The following is a 19,341-nucleotide window of genomic DNA, read 5'->3' on the forward strand; positions in this document are numbered from 1 at the left end:
CAGCGAGAATCATGAGCAGCGACATCAACAAGAAAAGCGTCAGCGCCGTCAAGTGGGCGGCGATGGGCACGGTCCTCATGTTTGGCCTGCAGCTGGTCACGCAAGTGGTGCTGGCGCGCCTGCTGGGGCCGGAAAACTACGGCTTGTTTGCGATGGGACTGATTGTGCTGACATTTAGCAACTTTCTGGCCGATTTCGGTTTTTCCTGGGGGCTGGTGCAAAACCGCACGCTCAGCGAGGAAGACGTGCGCTTCACGGTGACGTGGCAGGCGCTGACGGGCCTGGCGGCCATGAGCTTGCTGTTTTTCATGGCGCCGTGGATCGCCGCGTACTTCAAGGAACCGCGCATCGCGCCCGTGATCGCGTGGATGAGCCTGACTTGCCTGCTGAATGCGCTGACGGCGCCGGGCAGCAGCCTGCTGCGGCGCGCCCTCGATTTCCGCTGGCTCAACATCATCCAGGTGATCAGCTACATCGTCGGCTACCTGCTGGTGGGCTTGCCGCTCGCGTATGCGGGCGCCGGCGTGTGGACCCTCGTGTGCGCCTGGCTGGGACAGGCTTCCACGGCGCTGGTGCTGACGTATGCGCGTACGCGTTTCTCGCTCAAGCCGCTGCTGTGGTACGAGGGCGCGCGGCGCTCGACGAATGTGGGCGTGACGGTGTTCGTGACGAATCTGTGCAACTGGTGCCTGAACAATATGGATCGCGTGTTCCTCGGCCGCTTCCTGAATGCCCACGCGGTGGGCGTGTATGCGGTCGGCTACAACCTGGCCAATACGCCCAACTCGCTGTTCCTGAGCGCCTTGCAGCCGGCCTTCCTGGCCACGGGCGCCAAGCTGCAGGACGATCTGCCGCGCCTGCGCGACACGTATCTGTCGGTGCTGGCGACCATCTGGATCATCATCCTGCCCCTGTTCGTGCTGCTGGCGATGACGGCGCCGGACTTGATCGGCGTGTTGTACGGCAAGGTGTGGCAAGAGTCGGGCATCGTGCTGAGCATTCTGGCGCTGGCCATGCCCGCGTACATCACGTGGGGCATGTCGACGCCGATCTTGTGGAATACGGGCGGCAAGCATCTGGAAAGCCTGCTGCAGCTGCCGCTGATCGTGCTGGCCGGTGCGGCGCTGGTGCTGTGGGCGGGGCAGGGCGGGGCGGTGGTCGCCATGATCGCCGCCGGCACCTTGCTGGCGCGGGCGCTGGTGGTGGGCACGGTGGCGTGCCTGCGCCTGCAGGTGGGACCGGGCGATCTGGCGCCGCTGGCCGCGCGCGGCCTGGCCATGGGCTTGCTGGCCGCCGCCGGCAGCTGGGGCGGCGCCATGTTGGGCAGCCTGGGCGGCAGTCATCCGCTGCCGGCATTCCTGGGCGGCGCGTTGTTCGGCGGCCTGACCCTGCTGCTGGCCGTGCTGGCCTGGCCTGAACTGCTGGGCACGCGCGCGGTGGGCATGCTTGCCCGCTTCAGCCCGCCGCTGCCGGCCAGGGTAGTCTCTTATTTGCGCGCCCGCTGTGGCGCGCGCGACAACTTACTGGATACGCGAGAACTACATGAGTGAAATACTGTTTGGCCTGTTTGCCGTGGTCGCCGCGCTGGTGGTGGTGTTCGTGATCGCCTTGAGCATCCATTGGGGCAGCAAGCGCGAGACGGGACTGGTGCCGTACGTGTTCTATCCGGTCTTCCTGTCGATCGCCGTGGCGGCCATCCTGTCGAACCGCGATGTCTCGGGCGATGAACTCCAGATGGGCATGCAGGCGCTGGCGCGGCACCCGGCCAGCTCCTGGTTTGGCCGGCTCACGTCCCTGTTCGTGATCTTTGCCTGCGGCGAGCGCATTCTGCACCGCCTGACTACGCGCGACAAGCTGCAGCCGATACCGATGCTGCTGTTCTGGGCGCTGTTCGTGTATTTCCTCAGCAATATCGTCAGTCCGGCCGTGCTGGGGCGCCATACCAATGTGTCGCATGAATACCTGTACATGTTCCTGGCCGGCTATGCGGCCTTGTTGATGACGCACAAGGAGGTCGACCTGAGCGTCATCTCGATGCGCAACGCCACCTTGCTGTTCCTGGTGCTCAGCGCAGCCGTGTTTGCCTGGAAGCCGAACATGGTCGTCAACCGGAATTACCACGGCCTGATTCCCTTCCTCAGCATCCGCTATACGGGCCTGGCCAATCACGCCAACAGCCTGGGACCGATGGTGGTGGTGTTCCTGCTGTGCCTATGGCGCAAGCCCTATGGCTGGCGCCCGCTGAACCTGTTCGCCTGGGGCCTGGGCCTGGGCAGCCTGCTGCTGGCGCAATCGAAAACCAGCTGGATCGCGTGCTTCCTGTGCTTTGCCTGCGTCGCCTATTTCGGTTTCCGCGAACAGATCAAGGAGCGGCTGTTCGATTACCGCCGCCCGCAATTGTCGATCGTCGGCATCTTCTGCTTCATCCTGCTGTGTACGCTGGGCATGTTGTATGTGATGTTTGGCAATATCGATGCCAAGCTGGCGCACTTTGCCACCAGCAGCGAAGGCTCCGACTTGATCAGCTTGACGGGCCGCGACGTGATCTGGCAGGTGGCGCTGCAGGAATGGCACAAGAATCCCGTGTTCGGCTACGGCTTGCCTCTGTGGGATGACGCATTCCGCATCAGCATCGGCATGCCATACGCCACCCATGCGCACAGCCAGTTTTACCAGAGCCTGGCCAGCGCCGGCACCATCGGCGCCATCGGCCTGGTGCTGTATGCCATGGCGCTGCTGTATGCGTGCGCGCGCACGGCGCGGGCCAGCCAGGGCCTGTCGATGGCCTTGTTCGTTCTCATCGCCATCCGCTCGATCAGCGAAGTGCCGCTGTCGCTGACGGGCTTTGCCGCCGAGGCGATGACGCATTTGCTGTTGCTCATTATCGTGACGGCGTATTTCCCGGTGGCCGACAAGCAGGCCGTCAGGGCGCGCAAGGTGCGCGTGCCGGGGATGGCTTGATGCTGTGCTCGGTCATAGTGCCCCTGTATAACAAGGGGCCGTATATCGAAGCGGCGCTGGCCTCGGTGCTGGCGCAAACCCATGCCGACTGGGAAGTGGTGGTGGTCGATGACGGCTCCAGCGACGATGGCGCGCAGCGCGTGCGGGCCTGCGCCGATGCGCGCGTGCGGCTGGTCAGCCAGGCCAATGGCGGCGTCTCGCGCGCGCGCAACCGCGGCATCCTCGAAGCGCGCGGCGACTTGATCTGCTTTCTCGATGCGGACGACTGGTATGGCCCCGTGTATCTGGAAACCATGGTGGGCATGGCGCGCGCCCATCCGTCCGGCTCGTTTTTCGCCTGCGGCTTCGAACGCATACCGGACAGCCGCGCCGCGGCGCTCAGCTACCAGGGCGGGGCCGTGCGCGAGACGCGCCTGCTCGACGACTTTTTCGAGCGCCGCCGCCGTGGCGGACCGTTTTTCTGCACGAATTCGGTGGCCATCCGGCGCAGCGATTTGTTGCCCTTGCAACCATGCTTCCCGGAAGGCGAGTCGGCTGGCGAGGACCAGGATCTGTGGTTCCGGCTGGCCGAGCGCCTGACCCTGGTGTTTACGCCGGCACAGCTGGTGGCCTACCGTGTCGAGGTGGCAGGCAGCCTGTGCGCGATCGAGTCGGCCGATGTGCTGGCGCCCACGTTCGAGCGGCTGGAACGGCGCGCCCTGGCCTGGCCGGCGGCCAATCCGGCGCGCCGTTCCGCCTTGCGGCTGGTGTCCGATGCGCGCGTCAGCGTGGCGCGCGCGGCGCTGGCGCGGGGCCGCCGCGGCGAGGCGCTGGCCGGGCTGCGCCGCGCCGCCGGCGGCGGCATGTCGCGCCACTGGTGGGTGGCCCTGGCCTTGTCTTGTTTGCTGCCGACCCGGCTCGCCGTCAAATGGCAAATGTGGCGCGAAACGCACATTAATAGCTGAGCTGCAACTAATATTAATGTTCGGAAGAATACTTTAGGTATATGCTTACAGGTATTCGCAGTGCCTTCAGCAGTGTCTTCGCCTTTTGCCCGATTTTGTACGGCGGGCCGTCCTGTGTCTCGCAAGCAGCCTCGACAGGAGGCGTATGATATGCCCCACGCAGCGGCGGTATCTTGCTCGATAGTTGATGTTAAGAAGGTAATCTATGAAATTCGCTAAATATACGCTGGTCAAAGTGGCGCTGCTGCTCGTCTGTTCAGCCTGCGGCCAGGCCCAGGCCGACTGGGCCCTGGCGACCGACCCATTGGCCGTCCGCACCTTGCCGGACAACCGCCAGATCCAGCCGCAAAATCCCCCCAGTTTTACCTGGTCGCGCCATCCGCTGTCGCCGGCGTCGTATGTCATTGAAGTCAAATTGGCGGGCGCCGTGGTCAGCACCTTCACGTCGGCGCGCAACTGGTATCTGCCATCCAAGAAATTTGCGGCAGGCACCTACAGCTGGCGCGTGCGTCCCAGCACGAGCAATGAATGGTCGAGCCCGCGAACCTTTGTGATCGACGCCACGTCGAAAGTGTTCGAAGTGCCGGAAAGCAGCACCTTGCGCGCCGCCATCGTCTTGCGCCCGCGCCCGCGCGGCCTGGAGGATAACGCGACCTTTTTTGCGAGCTGGAGCGCGGCCAAGCGCGCCGACCGCACCCAGGTGCTGACTTGGCTGAGCACCGAGGTGATACGTAATATGACGGCGATCGCGCCCGTCTCCGACGCCGAGTGGCCATTGTCTCCAGGCAAGGTGCGCACGGCCGCCAACGAGGCGCAGAATGCGCGCGTCATTTCGCGCACGAATCAGAGCGCACGCCAGCTCGAAGCGGCCTCGCTGCTGTATCGCGTGACGGGCGAGAACCAGTATCTGGTGGAGGCGATCGCGCGCGGCGACCAGGAAGCCGCGCTCAGCCCGAACGGCGGTACCAGTTTTGTCAACCATGACCAGGGCAACCGCGCCATTGCGCAAAGCCTGATCAAGGCGGTCGACAACCTGGGCAGCGCCCTCGATGCGCCGCGCCGCGCCGCGTGGCTGGAAATGGTACGCGTTCGTACGAATGCGATGTACCTCGACCTGGCTGCGCAGACGGGGCGCCTGGACCAGTATCCCTACGATTCCCACGCCGCCAGCAATATCGGTTTCCTGACGCTGATTTCAACGCTGTCCCTGGGCGATATCCCGGAGGCGAAGGACTGGTTCGATTTCTCGTTCCGCGCCTTTGTCAGTTCCTACAGCGTGTGGAGCGGTCCGGAGGGCGGTTTTGCCAACGGCACGGCGTATGCCGAGTATGAAGCCGACTATGCGCTGCAGATATGGCCGGCGCTTGCCTACGCGACCAAGGTCGACCTGTTCACCAAGCCCTGGGCCAGCGGCTTCCTCGATTACCTGATGCATTTCGTGCCGCCCGGTTCGCAGACCCACGTGTTTGGCGACGGGCACGAGACGCTGCCTGAAATCCGCATGATGAAGGGTTTCGCCGCGCATTTCGCCACGCCTGCCGCGGCGTGGTATTACAAGAACCTGATCCGCACCGACGATTCGCTGGCCACCTTGCAGGCGCCATACCCGTTGCCGGTGGCGACGGTGGCCACGCCCGCGCCGCCAGGCAACTCGGCGTATTACCCCAGCATCGGCTGGGCAGCCATGCACAGCGACATCGGCAATCTGCAACGCACCTCGGTGTATTTCAAATCGAGTCCCTACGGTTCGTTCAATCACAGCCACGGCGACCAGAACGGCTTTGTGCTGGCCAGCGCGGGCGTGCCCCTGCTGACGGAAAGCGGCTGGTACGACTGGTACGATTCGCCGCTGTGGAGTTCCTGGTACCGCCAGACCAAGGCCCACAATGCCTTGACGTTCGACAATGGCCAGGGCCAGCTGGTCGACGGCTATGAAACGACCATGGCGCGCAACGGCCGCATCACCGCCTTTGCTCCCAAGGCCACCGTCGACTATGTGGCGGGCGACGCCACGCTGGCCTATGGCGGCCAGCTGACATCGGCGCTGCGCAAGCTGTGGTTCCTGCGCACCACGGACGCCGTGGTGGTGCAGGACCAGGTGACCTCGGCCACGCCGCGCGTGTTCGAGTGGAACTTCCATACGTATGCGCCTATCGTGGTCGACGCCGGCGGCGCCATCTCGGTGACGAATCAGGGCCGCAAGGTGTGCGTGGTGCCGGTCAGCACCGGTGCGCGTTTCGAAAAGCGCACGGGACCTCCGCCGCAGCCCGGTACCTATGAAGAGCATGGGGTATTCATCAAGTCGGCCGCAGCGCTGAGCGGCGAATTCCTCACGGTGCTCGATGTCGGCTGCAAGAAGCCGCTGATCAAGCTGGGCAAAAGCGGCACGGCCCGCACGCTGACGGTCGGCAAGCAAGTGGTGACATTGCCGAACTGACCGCCGGTTCAAGGAAAATCCACTGTCGTTGTTGCGGCAGTGGATTTTTTTAATTGGCGAGCAGAAATTGTTCGATTTCCTGGCCCGGTCCGCCGCGCTGCTCCATCCGGGCACAGGCGCGCGACACCTGCGCGGCCAAGCCTGCGCGGAAGGCGTCGTCGGACAGGGCGCGGCGCAAGCCTTCGCGCATGGCGCCGCTGTCGCCGGCGGCAACGAAGCCGGCGTAATCGCGTCCCAGGTATGCTTCGATGGCTTCGTGGCGCGTGGCGATCAGCGGTTTTCCATTGCGCAATACCCGCAGCAGCACGCTCTGGCCACAGGCTTCGCCCTGGCTTTTCAGCGGCATGGCGACCACCCGGCTGCTTGCCAGCAGCTTTTCAAACTGCGCTTCCGGCAAGTCGAGATGGACCGTGGTCTGCGCCGGGTCTTGCGCGGGGATCTGGTTTTGCGCCGACGCCACGATCACCAGGTGCGCTTCCAGCCCACGCGCCGCCTCCAGCAGCAGGTCGTAATCGCGGTTGGAAAAGCCGCCGGAGAAGATGCTGCCGTCATCTTGCCGCTGGGACGCCGTGGTGGCACCGTCGAGATGCTGGCGCCACAGGTGGAAATGCACGGCGGCGGGCGCGATGCCGACGTTGTCGGTCAGGTTGCGCGTTTCGCCGCTGGAAAAAGTAATGAATTCCAGTCCGGGGAAATTGAGCAGGCGCCAGGCCCGGTTGATCACGTTGCGGGCCCGCGTGCCATGGATGAAACAAGCCATCACCAGCAGCCGTTGCGGGCGCGGTAGCAGGCCCAGGCGTATCAGCGCCAGCACGGGCAGCGCTTGCCAGCCGACGACCAGCAGACGGTCTTGCTGGCGCCATAATTTGCGCGTGCGCAACAGCGACGGCGACAGCATGGCGGCCAGGATGGACAGTTTGCTGCGCATGTGCGCCTGCGCGTCCGGCCCGATATGCGTCACGCGCGCGCCGCCCGCCGCCAGATGCTCGACGATGTCGTGGTAGGTTCCCGCTTCCGACAGCAGCACGTGGATCATTGTTGCGCCTTATTAAAAATGAACATTATCACATTAAAACAACAGCCAGGGCCGTTCCGGCCCTCGTTGTCACACAATTAATGATTGGCAATCGACTGTATTATTATAATAGCATTAAAATGGGCGTTTATGCATTGTTTCAGCATGAGGCATGTCATGCTGTGGCCAGCTTGCCGCATGCTTGCCGCTCATCAATGGCACAAGCTTGGTTTGATGCTACTAATGCAATATAATTAATTATTTCGTAAGGGCATGATATGCTTCGGCGCATGGCGTATTGTATCTGCCTCAACCTTTTTTTGCCGTCGAACCGCCTATGTCCCTGAAGATTTTGCAACTGGTGCCGGAAAGCCTGCCCACGTTTCGTCCCGATGTCGCGGTACTGTTCGGCAAGTACCTGCCGCGCCACGGCGTCGAATGCGATATCGTCGGCATGCCGTCGCAACAGCCGCCGCAGGCGCAGGGTTTCCGTTCGGTACGCCACGGGCGTTTCCTGGGCAGCCGCCTGTTGCGCGAACTGGCTTTCCAGTGGCTCTGCCTGCGCGCCCTGGCGGGCGCCCGCCGCGCCGGTTGCGATGCGATCCAGGTGCGCGACATGGTGCCCACGGGCTTGCTCGCCCTGCTGGTGGCGCGCCTGAAGGGCATACCGTTCTATTACTGGGTGTCATACCTGATCAGCGAGGGACGCATCGAACGGGCGCGCAGCAGCCTGGCGCAGCGCCCCACCTTGCGCGCGCGCCTTGTGCTGTGCAAGGGTTTGCTCGAACAATGGTTGTTGTACCGCATTGTGTTGCCGCGCGCTAATCATGTGTTCGTGCAAAGCGACGCGATGCTGCGCATGATGCAGGCGCGCGGCATCGCGGCGCAGCGCCTCACTGCCGTGCCCATGGGTGTCGACATGGAAGTGTTGCAGGCGCAAGCCATCGCGCCCGTCCGGCCGGAGGGCTGGGAGGAGGTGCCCTTGCTGGCCTACCTGGGTACGCTCGACCAGTCGCGCCAGCTGGAACGCTTGCTGGACGCCTTGCTGATCGTGCGCCAGCGTATCCCCGCGGCCTGTCTGTTGCTGATCGGCGCTTCCGATACGCCATCCGACGTCGATGACTTGCTTGCCTATGCGCAGCGTGCCGGCCTGGCCGGGGCCGTGCGCGTGACGGGCTGGCTGCCCTCGGACCAGGCGTGGCCCCTGCTCGCCGGGGCCGACGCCGCGCTGTCGTATATTCCCCGTGGCGCCCTGTTCGACGTCAGTTCGCCCACCAAGCTGCTCGAATACCTGGCCTTGCGCATGCCGGCCGTGGGCAATGACAGCCCGGACCAGGCCGAAGTGCTGACGGCCAGCGGCGCAGGCTGGCTGACGGCCAGCGAACCGGCCGCCATGGCCGCCGCGATGGCGGCCATCTTGTCCGATGTGCCCGCAGCGCGCGCCCGCGCCCAGGCCGGCGTCGCCTATATCGAGGCGCGGCGCAGCTACCGCGTGCTGGCGCAGGCACTGGCGCAGCGCTACCAGGATCTGGCCGGCGCGCGCCGTTGACGCCCGTGGCTGGAAGCGCAGGCAAGAAGTTGTTGCCGAACACGTAAACGGCGCTCAGAATGCACCATGGGTGGTGTTCCCTGGAAGAAAATTGTTGTAGATGTTAGCGCAATGCAGCAAATATATTTGTCTTCGCGTCTAAATTACAAAAGTACAACATATAATACCAATATGACTACGATAATGCTGCTAGGACCTGCACTTAATGCGGTGAGCGGGGTAACCACCCATTTGAATCAACTATTTCACAGTTCTTTGTCGCAAGACTACAAGCTCGTGCACTTCCAGGTCGGCAGCGAGGGCCGCAACGAGTCGCGGCTGCACAAGCTGCTGCGTTTCGCCTGGAGCCCCGTGCAGTTCGTGCAGGCCATGCGCAAGCAGCGTCCGCAGATCGTGCATATCAACACGTCCATGGAGTGGCGCAGCTATTGGCGCGACATCGTGTATCTGCTGCTGGCCAAGGCCATGGGCAAGCGCGTCGTGTACCAGGTGCATGGCGGCGCCTTGCCGCAGGTGTTTTTCAACGGCAAGCCATTGCTGACGGGTTTGCTGCGGCGCGTGCTGCGCGCGGCCGATGTGGTGGTGCTGCTGGCGCAATGCGAACTGCAGGGCTATCGCGATTTCGATCCCGCGCTGGCGCTCGACGTGATACCCAACGCTATCGATGCGGGCAGCGACCCCGGCGACAGGCCGCTCGTGCCGCAGCGTCCGCTGTCACTCGTGTACGTGGGGCGCCTGGCGGAAAGCAAGGGCCTGTTCGACTTGCTCGAAGGGCTGCGCCTGGCGCGCGCCGCAGGTGTGCAAGCCACGCTGGCGCTGGCCGGCAGCGGCCCCCAGGAAGCGTCGCTGCGCGAGCGCGTCGCCGGGCTCGGCTTGCAAGAGGCGGTGCGCTTTCTCGGCCCCGTCTTTGGCGCCGAAAAGGAAGCCGTGTGGCGCCAGGCCGACCTGTTTGGTTTCCCCACCTTGCACCAGGAAGGCTTGCCGTATGCGTTGCTGGAAAGCATGGCCGCGCGCACGCCCGTCCTGGTGTGCCCCGTGGGCGCGATTGCCGACGTGATGCAGGATGGCGTGCATGGCGTGTTTTTGCCGCGGCGCAATCCCCAGGCGCTGGCGGACGCCATCGCGCGCCTCGACGGCGACCGCGCCCTGTTGCAGCGCATGGGACAAGCGTGCCGCGAGCGCATCGAAAGCGCCTATACGGTCGAGCGCCTGGCGCAGGATTTTCGCCGCGTCTACCGCGCCTTGCTGGCGCCGCCGGCAGTCTAGCCGAACCCTTTTTTAAGCGAGCCTATATGTGCGGTATTGCCGGTTTGATCTTCCCTTCGTCCGTCGCCGGCTTGCCCGCGGCGCTCGACGCCATGGGGCGCGCCATCGCGCACCGCGGTCCCGATGACACGGGCGTGCTCAACGCGGCCACGGCCGACGGCGCCTGGCAGGTGGGCTTGCTGCACCGCCGCCTGTCCATCATCGACATCGCCACGGGCCACCAGCCGCTGGGCAATGAGACGGGCGATGTGCAAATCATCTTCAATGGCGAAATCTACAATTTCCAGCCCCTGCGCGACGAATTGATCGCGCTGGGGCACCATTTCCGCACGGCATCCGACACGGAAACCATCGTGCATGCCTACGTGCAATGGGGTGAGGAATGCGTGCAGCACTTCCGCGGCATGTTTGCGTTTGCCATCTGGGATGCGCGCAACGACCGCCTGTTCATGGCGCGCGACCCGTTCGGCAAGAAACCCCTGTTCCTGTGGCAGCACGAGGGAAAACTGGCGTTCGGTTCGGAAATCAAGGCGCTGCTGGCCTTGCCTGACGTGGCGCCGCAAGCGGACGAGGCCGCCATCTGGGATTATTTCGCCTACCGCTACGTGCCGGGCCCGGCCACCTTGTTCCAGGGCATCCGCAAGCTGGCGCCCGGTTCCACGGCCACGTGGGAAAACGGCGTGTTGCGCGAGCGCGTGTATTACACGCCGCCCGACAGCCGGCCCCGCCTGGCGGCCCCGTTGCCGGCCGACCCCGTCGCCACCTTCCTCGACAAGCTCGATGAATCGGTGCGCATCCGCATGATTTCCGACGTGCCCTTCGGCGCCTTCCTGTCCGGCGGCATCGATTCGTCGGCCGTCGTGGCGCTGATGTCGCGCCATGCGGGCGTGCCCGTGAAGACTTTTTCCGTCGGTTTCAAGGAGGGCGGCTTCAGCGAGCTGGCGTATGCGGCCGATATCGCCCGGCAATTTTCCACGGAACACCATGAGCTGGAAGTGTCCGTCGACCAGGTCATCGCCTTGCTGCCCGACCTCGTGCGCTTCCGCGACGCCCCCGTGGCCGAGCCATCCGACATTCCCATCTACCTGCTGGCGAAGGAATCGCGCAAGACGGTCAAGATGGTCTTGACGGGCGAAGGTTCCGATGAAATCCTCGGCGGCTACCCCAAGCACGTGTACGAGCGCTATGCGGGCAACTACCAGATGCTGCCGGGCCTGCTGCGCCGGGGCTTGATCGAGCCGGCCATCGGCGCCTTGCCATACCGTTTCCGCCGCGCCAAGACGGCCATCGTCAACCTGGGCCTGGAAGCGTTCCACGAACGCATGCCGCGCTGGTTCGGCATGATGTCCGACCAGGAACGCGCGCGCCTGGTGGCCATGCCGGCGCCAGCGCGCCAGCGCGATCCTTCGCTGGGCTGCGGCAGCGCCGGCAACAGCGCCTTGCGCCGCATCCTGTGCTTCGACCAGCTGAGCTGGCTGCCCGACAACCTGCTCGAGCGGGGCGACCGCATGACCATGGCCGCGTCGCTGGAAGCGCGCATGCCCTTCATGGACCACGAACTGGCGGCGTATGTGGCTAGCCTGCCGGACGAGTACCGCGTGCGCGGCCGCACCACCAAGTGGATATTGCGCGAAGCCATGAAGCAACTGTTGCCGCAAGCCATACTGGAGCGGCCGAAAGTGGGCTTCCGCGTGCCCGTCAACGAATGGTTCCGCGGCCCCATGAAGGATTACCTGTACGAGCACTTGACGGGCGCCGGGTCGCGCACGCGCCACTATTACCATACACAAGCCCTGCAGCAGGTGCTGGCCGAACACGTGGCTGGACGGCAAAACCACGAGAAACTGCTGTGGAGCTTGCTCACCCTGGAAATCTGGCACCGCCAGTATCTGTGAGACGTCCATGCTGAGCAACCTGTCCTGGAAACTGAACCGCTTGCGGGCCATGGGGGCGCCCGAGGTGGCGCATCGCGTGCGTGATGCCTTGCAGCAACGGCTGCAGGCGCGCGGCTATGGCCTCGCGCATGTGCCGCCGCCCGCCGTGCGCCAGCGTTTCGGCGCGCCCTGGCTGGGCATGCCCATCGACACGGCGCCGCACCTGGCGGCGGCCGAGCGCATCCTCGCGGGCCGTTTCGATGTGTTCGCCCTGCGCGATGCGGAGCTGGGTTTCCCGCCGCAATGGAACCGCGATCCGAAGACGGGCACCGTCGTGCCTTTGGATTTTGGCAAGACGCTCAATTACCGCGACGAAACCGTGGTGGGCGATATCAAATGCCTGTGGGAACCGAACCGCCACCTGGCCGTGGCCGACCTGGCGATGGCCTACCGTCTCGGCGGCGACTTGCGCCATGCGCAAGGTGTGCAAGTCCTGCTTGAATCGTGGTGGCAGCAATGTCCGTATCCGCTGGGGCCGAATTGGAGCAGCGCGCTGGAGCTGGCCTTGCGCCTGGTCAGCTGGTCGCATGCGTGGCACTTGCTCGGTGGCATCAACAGTCCCTTGTTCGAAGGCGCGCAGGGGCAAGCCTTCCTGCAGCGCTGGCTCGACAGCATCTACCAGCATTGCCACTTCATCGCGGGACACTTTTCGCGCCACTCGTCGGCCAACAACCACCTGTTTGGCGAATTGACGGGCTTGCATATCGCCGCGCTCACGTGGCCTTGCTGGCCGGAAAGTTCCGGCTGGCTGGCGCAGACGGAACGCGAGCTGGAAGCGCAGGCGCTGCAGCAGAATGGCCCCGATGGCGTGAACCGCGAGCAAGCCATTTATTACCAGCACACGGTGGCCGATGAAATGCTGCTGTGCGTGCTGGCGGGCCGCGCCAATGGCCGGCCCCGCTCGGCCGCCTTCTTGCGGCGCCTGGAAGCCATGCTGGAATTTATCGCCGCCATGACGAACGTGGCGGGCGAGGTGCCGATGCTCGGCGACGCCGACGATGCGCTGCTGGCGCACTGGGACAAGGCGCCGGGCGCCAATCCCTACACGTCGCTGCTGGCCAGCGGCGCGGCCCTGTTCGGCCGCGCGGACTTCAAGGCCAAGGCGCGCACGTTCGACGAGAAAAGCGCCTGGCTGCTGGGCGAGGCGGGGAGCCAGGCGTTTGACGCCTTGCCGGACGCTGCGCCCGATACCTTGCCGCGCGCCTTCCCCGATGGCGGCTATTACGTGATGGGCGCCGGCTTTGGCACGCCCGACGAAGTGCGCCTGATTGCCGATGCCGGCCCGCTGGGCTACCTGGGCATCGCCGCGCACGGCCACGCCGATGCGCTGGCGCTGACCTTGTCCGTGGCGGGCCAGATGGTGCTGGTCGATCCGGGTACCTATGCCTACCATACGCAAAAGCAGTGGCGCGATTATTTCCGTGGCACCAGCGCGCACAACACCGTACGCATCGATGGCCGCGACCAGTCCGAGTCGGGCGGCAACTTCCTGTGGCTGCGCAAGGCCAGGGCCGAGTGCCTGGCGTGGCGTGACGATGCCGATGGGCAATTCTGGAGCGCCAGCCATGACGGCTACCTGGGCTTGAAAGATGGCGTGCTGCACCGGCGCGACGTGCGCGTCGCGCCCGGCGCCGCGCTGATCGTGGTCGATGACGTGCTCGAATGCCAGGACGCGCATGAGGTGGAGTTGTTCTGGCACTTTGATCCCCGCTGCCGCGTGCAACTGGACGGCCAGGTGTTGCGCGTGACGGGCGACGCTTTCGCGCTGGAGATGCATTTACCGCCGTTGCCGGATGCTTCCGTGCAATTGGTATGCGGCAGCGACCATCCGCCGCTGGGCTGGATTTCGCACCGCTTCGATGAAAAACAGGCTGCGCCTGTGTTGGTCTGGCGCGGGCGGCTGCAAGGCGCAGCCACCTTGCGCACGGAGTTTCACCTGAGTTTGGCTACCCCTGATCTGTCAGAAAATACGAGGAAAACATGAAAATTAGCATATTTGGTTTGGGTTATGTGGGTGCCGTCTCGGCTGGCTGCCTGGCAACGGATGGACACGAAGTCATCGGCGTCGATCCGAACAGGACCAAGGTGGAGCTGATCAATCAGGGCACCACGCCCATCATTGAAAAAGACATCGGCGAAATGATCGCCGCGACCGTGAAGAGCGGCCATTTGCGCGCCACCTTCGACGTGCGCGACGCCGTTTTCGGTTCGGACATGTCGCTCATCTGCGTGGGCACGCCGTCGCAGCTCAATGGCAACCTGGACCTGAGCCACGTGCGCAAGGTGTGCCAGGAAATCGGCGCCGCCATCCGTGAAAAGGATACCTTCCACGTCGTCGTGGCGCGCTCGACCATGCTGCCCGGCTCCATGCGTTCGCTCGTCATCCCGACCCTGGAAGCGGCGTCGGGCAAGGTGGCCGGCGTCGATTTCGGCGTGTGCAACAACCCGGAATTCTTGCGCGAAGGCACGGCCGTCTACGATTACTACAATCCGCCGAAGACGGTGATCGGCGAATCCGACGAAAAGGCGGGCGCGCTGCTGGTGCAGCTGTATGAAAAGATGGATGCGCCGCTGGTGCGCACGGACGTGGAAACGGCCGAGATGGTCAAGTACACGGACAACACCTGGCACGCCGTGAAAGTGGCGTTCGCGAATGAAATCGGCAACATCTGCAAGGCCGTCGGCATCGATGGCCACAAGGTGATGGAAATCTTTTGCCAGGACACCAAGCTGAACCTGTCGCCGTACTACATGAAGCCGGGCTTCGCCTTCGGCGGCTCGTGCCTGCCGAAAGACGTGCGCGCGCTGACCTACAAGGCGCGCAGCCTGGACCTCGATTTGCCCTTGCTGAACTCTATCCTGCCGTCGAATCAGCGGCAAGTGGAAAAGGGCATCAAGATGATCGTCGACAAAGGTGCGCGCAAGGTGGGCATCCTGGGCTTCTCGTTCAAGGCCGGCACGGATGACTTGCGCGAATCGCCGCTGGTCGATGTCATCGAGTATCTGCTGGGCAAGGGCTACGAGCTGAAGCTGTACGACAAGAATGTCAACCTGGCCGCCTTGACGGGCGCCAACCAGGATTACATCCTCAATCACATCCCGCACATTTCCAAGCTGATGGTGACGAACATGCAGGACGTGCTCGATTTTGCCGACACCATCGTCATCGGCAATGGCGCGGCCGAATTCAAGACCGTGCCCGCCAGCCTGCAGCCGCACCAGCACATTGTCGACCTGGTGCGCATCAGCAAAGAACAAAGTGGAGAGCAATATGACGGCATCTGCTGGTAACACCGTGGCAGGACAGCCGCGCCGGGTGCTGATCCTGGTGGAAAACCTGCCGTCGCCGTTCGACCGGCGCGTGTGGCAGGAAGCGACCACCCTGCATGCGAACGGTTATGAAGTGTCGATCATCTGTCCGACGGGCAAGGGCTACGAGTCGCGCTACGAAGCCATCGACGGCATCCATATCTACCGCTACCACCTGCCGCTGGAAGCGGAAGGGGCGAAGGGCTACCTGGTCGAGTATTCGCTGGCCCTGTTCCACACTTTCCGCCTGGCATGGAAAGTGCATTTCGCGCGCGGTTTCGACGTCATCCACGCCTGCAATCCGCCCGATCTGCTGTTCCTCATCGGCGGCTTCTTCAAGTTGACGATGGGCAAGCGTTTCCTGTTTGACCACCATGACATCAATCCGGAGCTGTACGAAGCCAAGTTCGGCCGGCGCGATTTCTTTTACAAGCTGATGGTGCTGTTCGAACGCTGGTCGTTCCAGAGCGCCGACGTGTCGATCGCCACCAACGAGTCGTACAAGAAGATCGCCATCGAGCGGGGCGGCATGAAGCCCGAGGATGTCTACGTGGTGCGCAGCGGACCCAAGCTGGACCGCCTGCGCGTGCTGCCGCCCGTGCCGGAACTCAAGAAGGGCCGCGCCTACCTGGTCGGCTACGTGGGCGTGATGGGTGCGCAGGAAGGCATCGACCTGCTGCTGCAGGCGGCGCAATACATCGTGCAAACCCTGAAGCGCGACGATGTGCAGTTCGGCCTGGTGGGCGGCGGCACCTCGCTGGAACAGATGAAGCAGATGGCGCAGGACCTGGGCATTGCCGACTACGTGACGTTTACGGGGCGCGTGCCGGACCAGCAATTGCTGGAAATGCTCAATACGTCCGATGTGTGCGTGAATCCGGACGTGGCCAACGACATGAACGACAAGTCGACCATGAACAAGATCATGGAATACATGGCGCTGGGCAAACCGATCGTGCAGTTTGATCTGGTCGAGGGCAAGGTTTCCGCGCAGCAGGCATCCTTGTATGCATTGAAGAACGATCCCATCGACATGGCGCGCAAGATCGTCGACTTGCTGGACGACCCGGCCCGCCGCGAGCAGATGGGGGCGTTTGGCCGCCATCGCGTGATTAACGAACTGGAGTGGGAATATGAAGCGCCGAAGCTGCTGGCCGCGTATGCGCGCCTGTTTCCCGCCGCCGCGCCCGCCGCTCCCGTAACCTTGAGCAAGGATGGCCGCTGAAGTGCGCCGCCTGGCCAGCCATCCCCAACCCTGATGGAGCAGTTTGACGATGAAAGCGATGATATTGGCAGCAGGCAAGGGCACGCGCGTGCAGCCCCTGACCTATGATTTGCCCAAGCCGATGATCCCCATCCTGGGCAAACCCGTGATGGCTTACCTGGTGGAACATCTGGCGCAGCATGGCGTGACCGACATCATGGTCAACGTCAGTTACCTGCATGAAAAGATCGAGGAGTATTTCGGCGAAGGCCACCAGTTCGGCGTGCGCATCGGCTATTCCTTCGAAGGCTATACGAACGATGCGGGCGAGGTCGTGCCGCAACCGCTCGGCTCAGCTGGCGGCATGAAGAAGATCCAGGAGTTCGGCGGCTTTTTCGACGATACGACGATCGTGCTGTGCGGCGACGCCTTGATCGACCTCGACCTGGCAGCGGCCCTGCGCGAGCACCGCAGCAAGGGCGCGCTGGCGTCCGTCATCACCCTGGAAGTGCCGTGGGACAAGGTGTCGAGCTATGGCGTGGTGGTCAGCGATGCCGACGGGCGCGTGCGCGCCTTCCAGGAAAAGCCGGCGCAGGCCGATGCGCTGTCCAATTGCGTCAGCACCGGCATCTACCTGTTCGAGCCGGCCGTGCTGGACCTGATTCCCGCCGGCCAGCCCTTCGATATCGGCTCGGAACTGTTTCCCCTGCTGGTCGCGCAAGGCTTGCCCTTCCATGCGCAAAAACGCCAGTACAACTGGATCGATATCGGCAGTATCAAGGATTACTGGGAAGTGCTGCAAAGCGTGCTGATGGGAAAAGTGGCCCACTTGCACGTGCCTGGCACCCAGATCGCCGATGGCGTGTGGGCCGGCCTGAACACGAGCATCGACTGGAGCGGCGGCACGCGCATCGAAGGCCCCGTCTACATCGGCTCGGGTTGCCGCATCGAAGCGGGCACGACCATCATCGGGCCGGCCTGGATCGGCCATGGCAGCCACGTCTGCGGCGGCGCCGAAGTGGTGCGCAGCGTGCTGTTCGAGTACACGCGCGTGCTGCCTGGCGTGGTGCTGGATGAAATGATCGTCTTCAAGGATTATAGTGTCGACCGTGCCGGCCAGATGCGCCATGTCTCCGACTATGAGAAAGATGCCTGGGGCAATGCGCGCGACCGGCGCAGCCTGCGCCGCGACGAAACGCCGCCGGCCCTGTATGCTGCCCAATAAACTGTTTGCGAAGTGAAACCATGAAAATTTATCCAGTCATCCTGTCCGGCGGTTCGGGCACCCGTTTATGGCCGCTGTCGCGCGCTGTGTTACCTAAGCAACTGTTGCCGCTGGTAACGGACAAGACCATGTTGCAGGAAACGGCGTTGCGCGTGACCAGCCTGCCCAACCGCCGTGCCGGCGATAGCGGACTGACCGGTTTCGACGTCATGCCGCCGCTGGTGGTGTGCGGCAACGAGCACCGCTTCATGGTGGCCGAGCAATTGCGCGAGATCGGCTTGCCGCCGCTGGGCATCTTGCTTGAGCCCGTGGGGCGCAATACGGCGCCCGCCGTGGCCGTGGCCGCGCAATTCCTGCTGGGTATCGACCCGCAGGCGCTGATGCTGGTCTTGCCGGCCGACCATGTCATCACCGACGTGGCCGCGTTTCACCAGGCGATCGCCGAGGCGGCCCTGCTGGCGGCCGATGGCGCGCTGGCCACCTTCGGCATCGTGCCGACGGCGCCGGAAACGGGCTATGGCTACATCCGCAGCGGCGCGCCCGTCAATCCGGGCGCCGCGGGCTGCAAGGTCGAGCGTTTCGTGGAAAAGCCGGACCTGGCCACGGCGCAGTCGTTCCTTGCCGCTGGTAATTATTTCTGGAACAGCGGCATGTTCATGTTCCGCGCCGAACGCTATCTGGGCGAGCTGGGGCAATTCCAGCCCGCCATGCTGGCCGCCTGCGAAACGGCCGTGCGCGACGGTTACCGCGACCTCGATTTCTGCCGCCTGCAAGAGCAGGCCTTCGCCGCCTGCCCATCCGATTCGATCGACTATGCCGTCATGGAGCATACGGCGCATGCGGTGGTGTTGCCGGCCGCCATAGGCTGGAGCGATGTCGGTTCCTGGTCGGCCCTGTGGGAAGTGCAGCAGGGGGACGCCAACGGCAACGTGGTGCGCGGCGACGTGTATCTCGATGGCGTGAGCAATTGCCTGGTGCGCGCCGAGCGCCGCATGGTGGCCGTGCTGGGCGTGCAGGACCTGGTCGTGGTGGAAACGGACGATGCGGTATTGATCGCGCACAAGGACCAGGTGCAGCGCGTGAAGCAGGTGGTCGACCACTTGAAGCAGGCGGGACGCAGCGAACACGTGCAGCACCGCAAGGTGTACCGCCCGTGGGGCAGTTATGAAGGCATCGATATCGGCGAACGCTTCCAGGTCAAGCGCATCACCGTCAATCCGGGCGGCAAGCTGTCCCTGCAGATGCACCATCACCGCGCCGAACACTGGGTGGTGGTCAGCGGCACGGCGCAAGTCACGTGCGGCGAGAAGGTGACCTTGCTGACGGAAAACGAATCGACGTATATTCCCATCGGCATGACGCACCGCCTGGAAAATCCGGGCAAGCTGCCCTTGCACCTGATCGAAGTGCAGTCGGGCAGCTACCTGGGCGAAGACGACATCGTGCGCCTGGAGGATGTCTACCAGCGCGCCTGATGGCGTTCTCATCACAGGGCAG

13 protein-coding genes are annotated in these 19,341 nt (G+C 63.9%); 12 read left to right on the forward strand and 1 reads right to left on the reverse strand.

Annotated features, from left to right (window positions below; all coding sequences use genetic code 11):
• Positions 1–11: 11 nt before the first annotated feature.
• From O3299_RS27315 to O3299_RS27330, 4 genes are all read left to right on the forward strand, one after another.
• On the forward strand, positions 12–1,550 hold the full coding sequence (locus O3299_RS27315; protein ID WP_305056770.1) for a lipopolysaccharide biosynthesis protein: 1,539 nt from the start codon (positions 12–14) through the stop codon (positions 1,548–1,550).
• The gene (locus O3299_RS27320) at positions 1,543–2,961 is read left to right on the forward strand and encodes an O-antigen ligase (protein WP_099665077.1); all 1,419 of its coding nucleotides are present in this window, start codon (positions 1,543–1,545) and stop codon (positions 2,959–2,961) included. The genes O3299_RS27315 and O3299_RS27320 overlap by 8 nt, the downstream gene beginning before the upstream one ends.
• Positions 2,961–3,905, forward strand: a complete 945-nt coding sequence (locus tag O3299_RS27325) for a glycosyltransferase family A protein (protein WP_218965277.1) — start codon at positions 2,961–2,963, stop codon at positions 3,903–3,905. Before O3299_RS27320 ends, O3299_RS27325 begins: the two co-directional genes overlap by 1 nt.
• Positions 3,906–4,110: 205 nt before the next feature.
• Entirely contained in the window at positions 4,111–6,342 is a 2,232-nt protein-coding gene (locus O3299_RS27330) for a heparinase II/III family protein (protein WP_305063631.1), read from the forward strand.
• A gap of 49 nt (positions 6,343–6,391) precedes the next feature.
• Here O3299_RS27330 and O3299_RS27335 read toward each other — a convergent pair whose 3' ends face one another.
• Entirely contained in the window at positions 6,392–7,378 is a 987-nt protein-coding gene (locus tag O3299_RS27335; RefSeq protein ID WP_305063632.1) for a glycosyltransferase, read from the reverse strand.
• Positions 7,379–7,694: 316 nt separating this feature from the next.
• On the opposite strand from O3299_RS27335, the gene O3299_RS27340 reads away from it, so the two are divergent.
• The 8 genes from O3299_RS27340 (at position 7,695) to O3299_RS27375 (ending at position 19,319) form a co-directional block, all read left to right on the forward strand.
• Positions 7,695–8,906 carry a glycosyltransferase gene (locus tag O3299_RS27340; RefSeq protein ID WP_305063633.1) on the forward strand — a complete coding sequence of 404 codons (1,212 nt, stop codon included), beginning with the start codon at positions 7,695–7,697 and terminating at the stop codon, positions 8,904–8,906.
• Between the two features lie 231 nt (positions 8,907–9,137).
• Positions 9,138–10,172 carry a glycosyltransferase family 4 protein gene (locus O3299_RS27345; RefSeq protein WP_305063634.1) on the forward strand — a complete coding sequence of 345 codons (1,035 nt, stop codon included), beginning with the start codon at positions 9,138–9,140 and terminating at the stop codon, positions 10,170–10,172.
• A 26-nt stretch (positions 10,173–10,198) separates the two neighbouring features.
• Positions 10,199–12,067 carry an asparagine synthase (glutamine-hydrolyzing) gene (gene asnB, locus O3299_RS27350; protein WP_251350020.1) on the forward strand — a complete coding sequence of 623 codons (1,869 nt, stop codon included), beginning with the start codon at positions 10,199–10,201 and terminating at the stop codon, positions 12,065–12,067.
• Positions 12,068–12,074: 7 nt separating this feature from the next.
• Entirely contained in the window at positions 12,075–14,090 is a 2,016-nt protein-coding gene (locus tag O3299_RS27355; RefSeq protein WP_305063635.1) for an alginate lyase family protein, read from the forward strand.
• Positions 14,087–15,397, forward strand: coding sequence for a nucleotide sugar dehydrogenase (locus tag O3299_RS27360; protein WP_077400992.1), 1,311 nt, complete (start codon positions 14,087–14,089; stop codon positions 15,395–15,397). The genes O3299_RS27355 and O3299_RS27360 overlap by 4 nt, the downstream gene beginning before the upstream one ends.
• Positions 15,378–16,640 (forward strand): glycosyltransferase family 4 protein, encoded by a 1,263-nt coding sequence (locus tag O3299_RS27365; RefSeq protein ID WP_305063637.1) that lies wholly within the window; start codon positions 15,378–15,380, stop codon positions 16,638–16,640. Before O3299_RS27360 ends, O3299_RS27365 begins: the two co-directional genes overlap by 20 nt.
• A gap of 49 nt (positions 16,641–16,689) precedes the next feature.
• The gene (locus tag O3299_RS27370) at positions 16,690–17,844 is read left to right on the forward strand and encodes an NDP-sugar synthase (RefSeq protein WP_289918400.1); all 1,155 of its coding nucleotides are present in this window, start codon (positions 16,690–16,692) and stop codon (positions 17,842–17,844) included.
• Positions 17,845–17,864: 20 nt separating this feature from the next.
• The gene (locus tag O3299_RS27375) at positions 17,865–19,319 is read left to right on the forward strand and encodes a mannose-1-phosphate guanylyltransferase/mannose-6-phosphate isomerase (RefSeq protein ID WP_305054485.1); all 1,455 of its coding nucleotides are present in this window, start codon (positions 17,865–17,867) and stop codon (positions 19,317–19,319) included.
• Positions 19,320–19,341: the final 22 nt, after the last annotated feature.

The organism is Janthinobacterium sp. SUN176, from assembly GCF_030587335.1.
Classification (GTDB): domain Bacteria; phylum Pseudomonadota; class Gammaproteobacteria; order Burkholderiales; family Burkholderiaceae_D; genus Janthinobacterium; species Janthinobacterium kumbetense.

Coding starts and splice junctions, on each gene's coding strand:
- O3299_RS27325 (WP_218965277.1), top strand. CDS start 2,961: ATGCTGTGCTCGGTCATAGTGCCCCTGTATAACAAGGGGCCGTATATC.
- O3299_RS27365 (WP_305063637.1), top strand. CDS start 15,378: ATGACGGCATCTGCTGGTAACACCGTGGCAGGACAGCCGCGCCGGGTG.
- O3299_RS27330 (WP_305063631.1), top strand. CDS start 4,111: ATGAAATTCGCTAAATATACGCTGGTCAAAGTGGCGCTGCTGCTCGTC.
- O3299_RS27335 (WP_305063632.1), bottom strand. CDS start 7,378: ATGATCCACGTGCTGCTGTCGGAAGCGGGAACCTACCACGACATCGTC.
- O3299_RS27355 (WP_305063635.1), top strand. CDS start 12,075: ATGCTGAGCAACCTGTCCTGGAAACTGAACCGCTTGCGGGCCATGGGG.
- asnB (WP_251350020.1), top strand. CDS start 10,199: ATGTGCGGTATTGCCGGTTTGATCTTCCCTTCGTCCGTCGCCGGCTTG.
- O3299_RS27360 (WP_077400992.1), top strand. CDS start 14,087: ATGAAAATTAGCATATTTGGTTTGGGTTATGTGGGTGCCGTCTCGGCT.
- O3299_RS27375 (WP_305054485.1), top strand. CDS start 17,865: ATGAAAATTTATCCAGTCATCCTGTCCGGCGGTTCGGGCACCCGTTTA.
- O3299_RS27315 (WP_305056770.1), top strand. CDS start 12: ATGAGCAGCGACATCAACAAGAAAAGCGTCAGCGCCGTCAAGTGGGCG.
- O3299_RS27340 (WP_305063633.1), top strand. CDS start 7,695: ATGTCCCTGAAGATTTTGCAACTGGTGCCGGAAAGCCTGCCCACGTTT.
- O3299_RS27370 (WP_289918400.1), top strand. CDS start 16,690: ATGAAAGCGATGATATTGGCAGCAGGCAAGGGCACGCGCGTGCAGCCC.
- O3299_RS27320 (WP_099665077.1), top strand. CDS start 1,543: ATGAGTGAAATACTGTTTGGCCTGTTTGCCGTGGTCGCCGCGCTGGTG.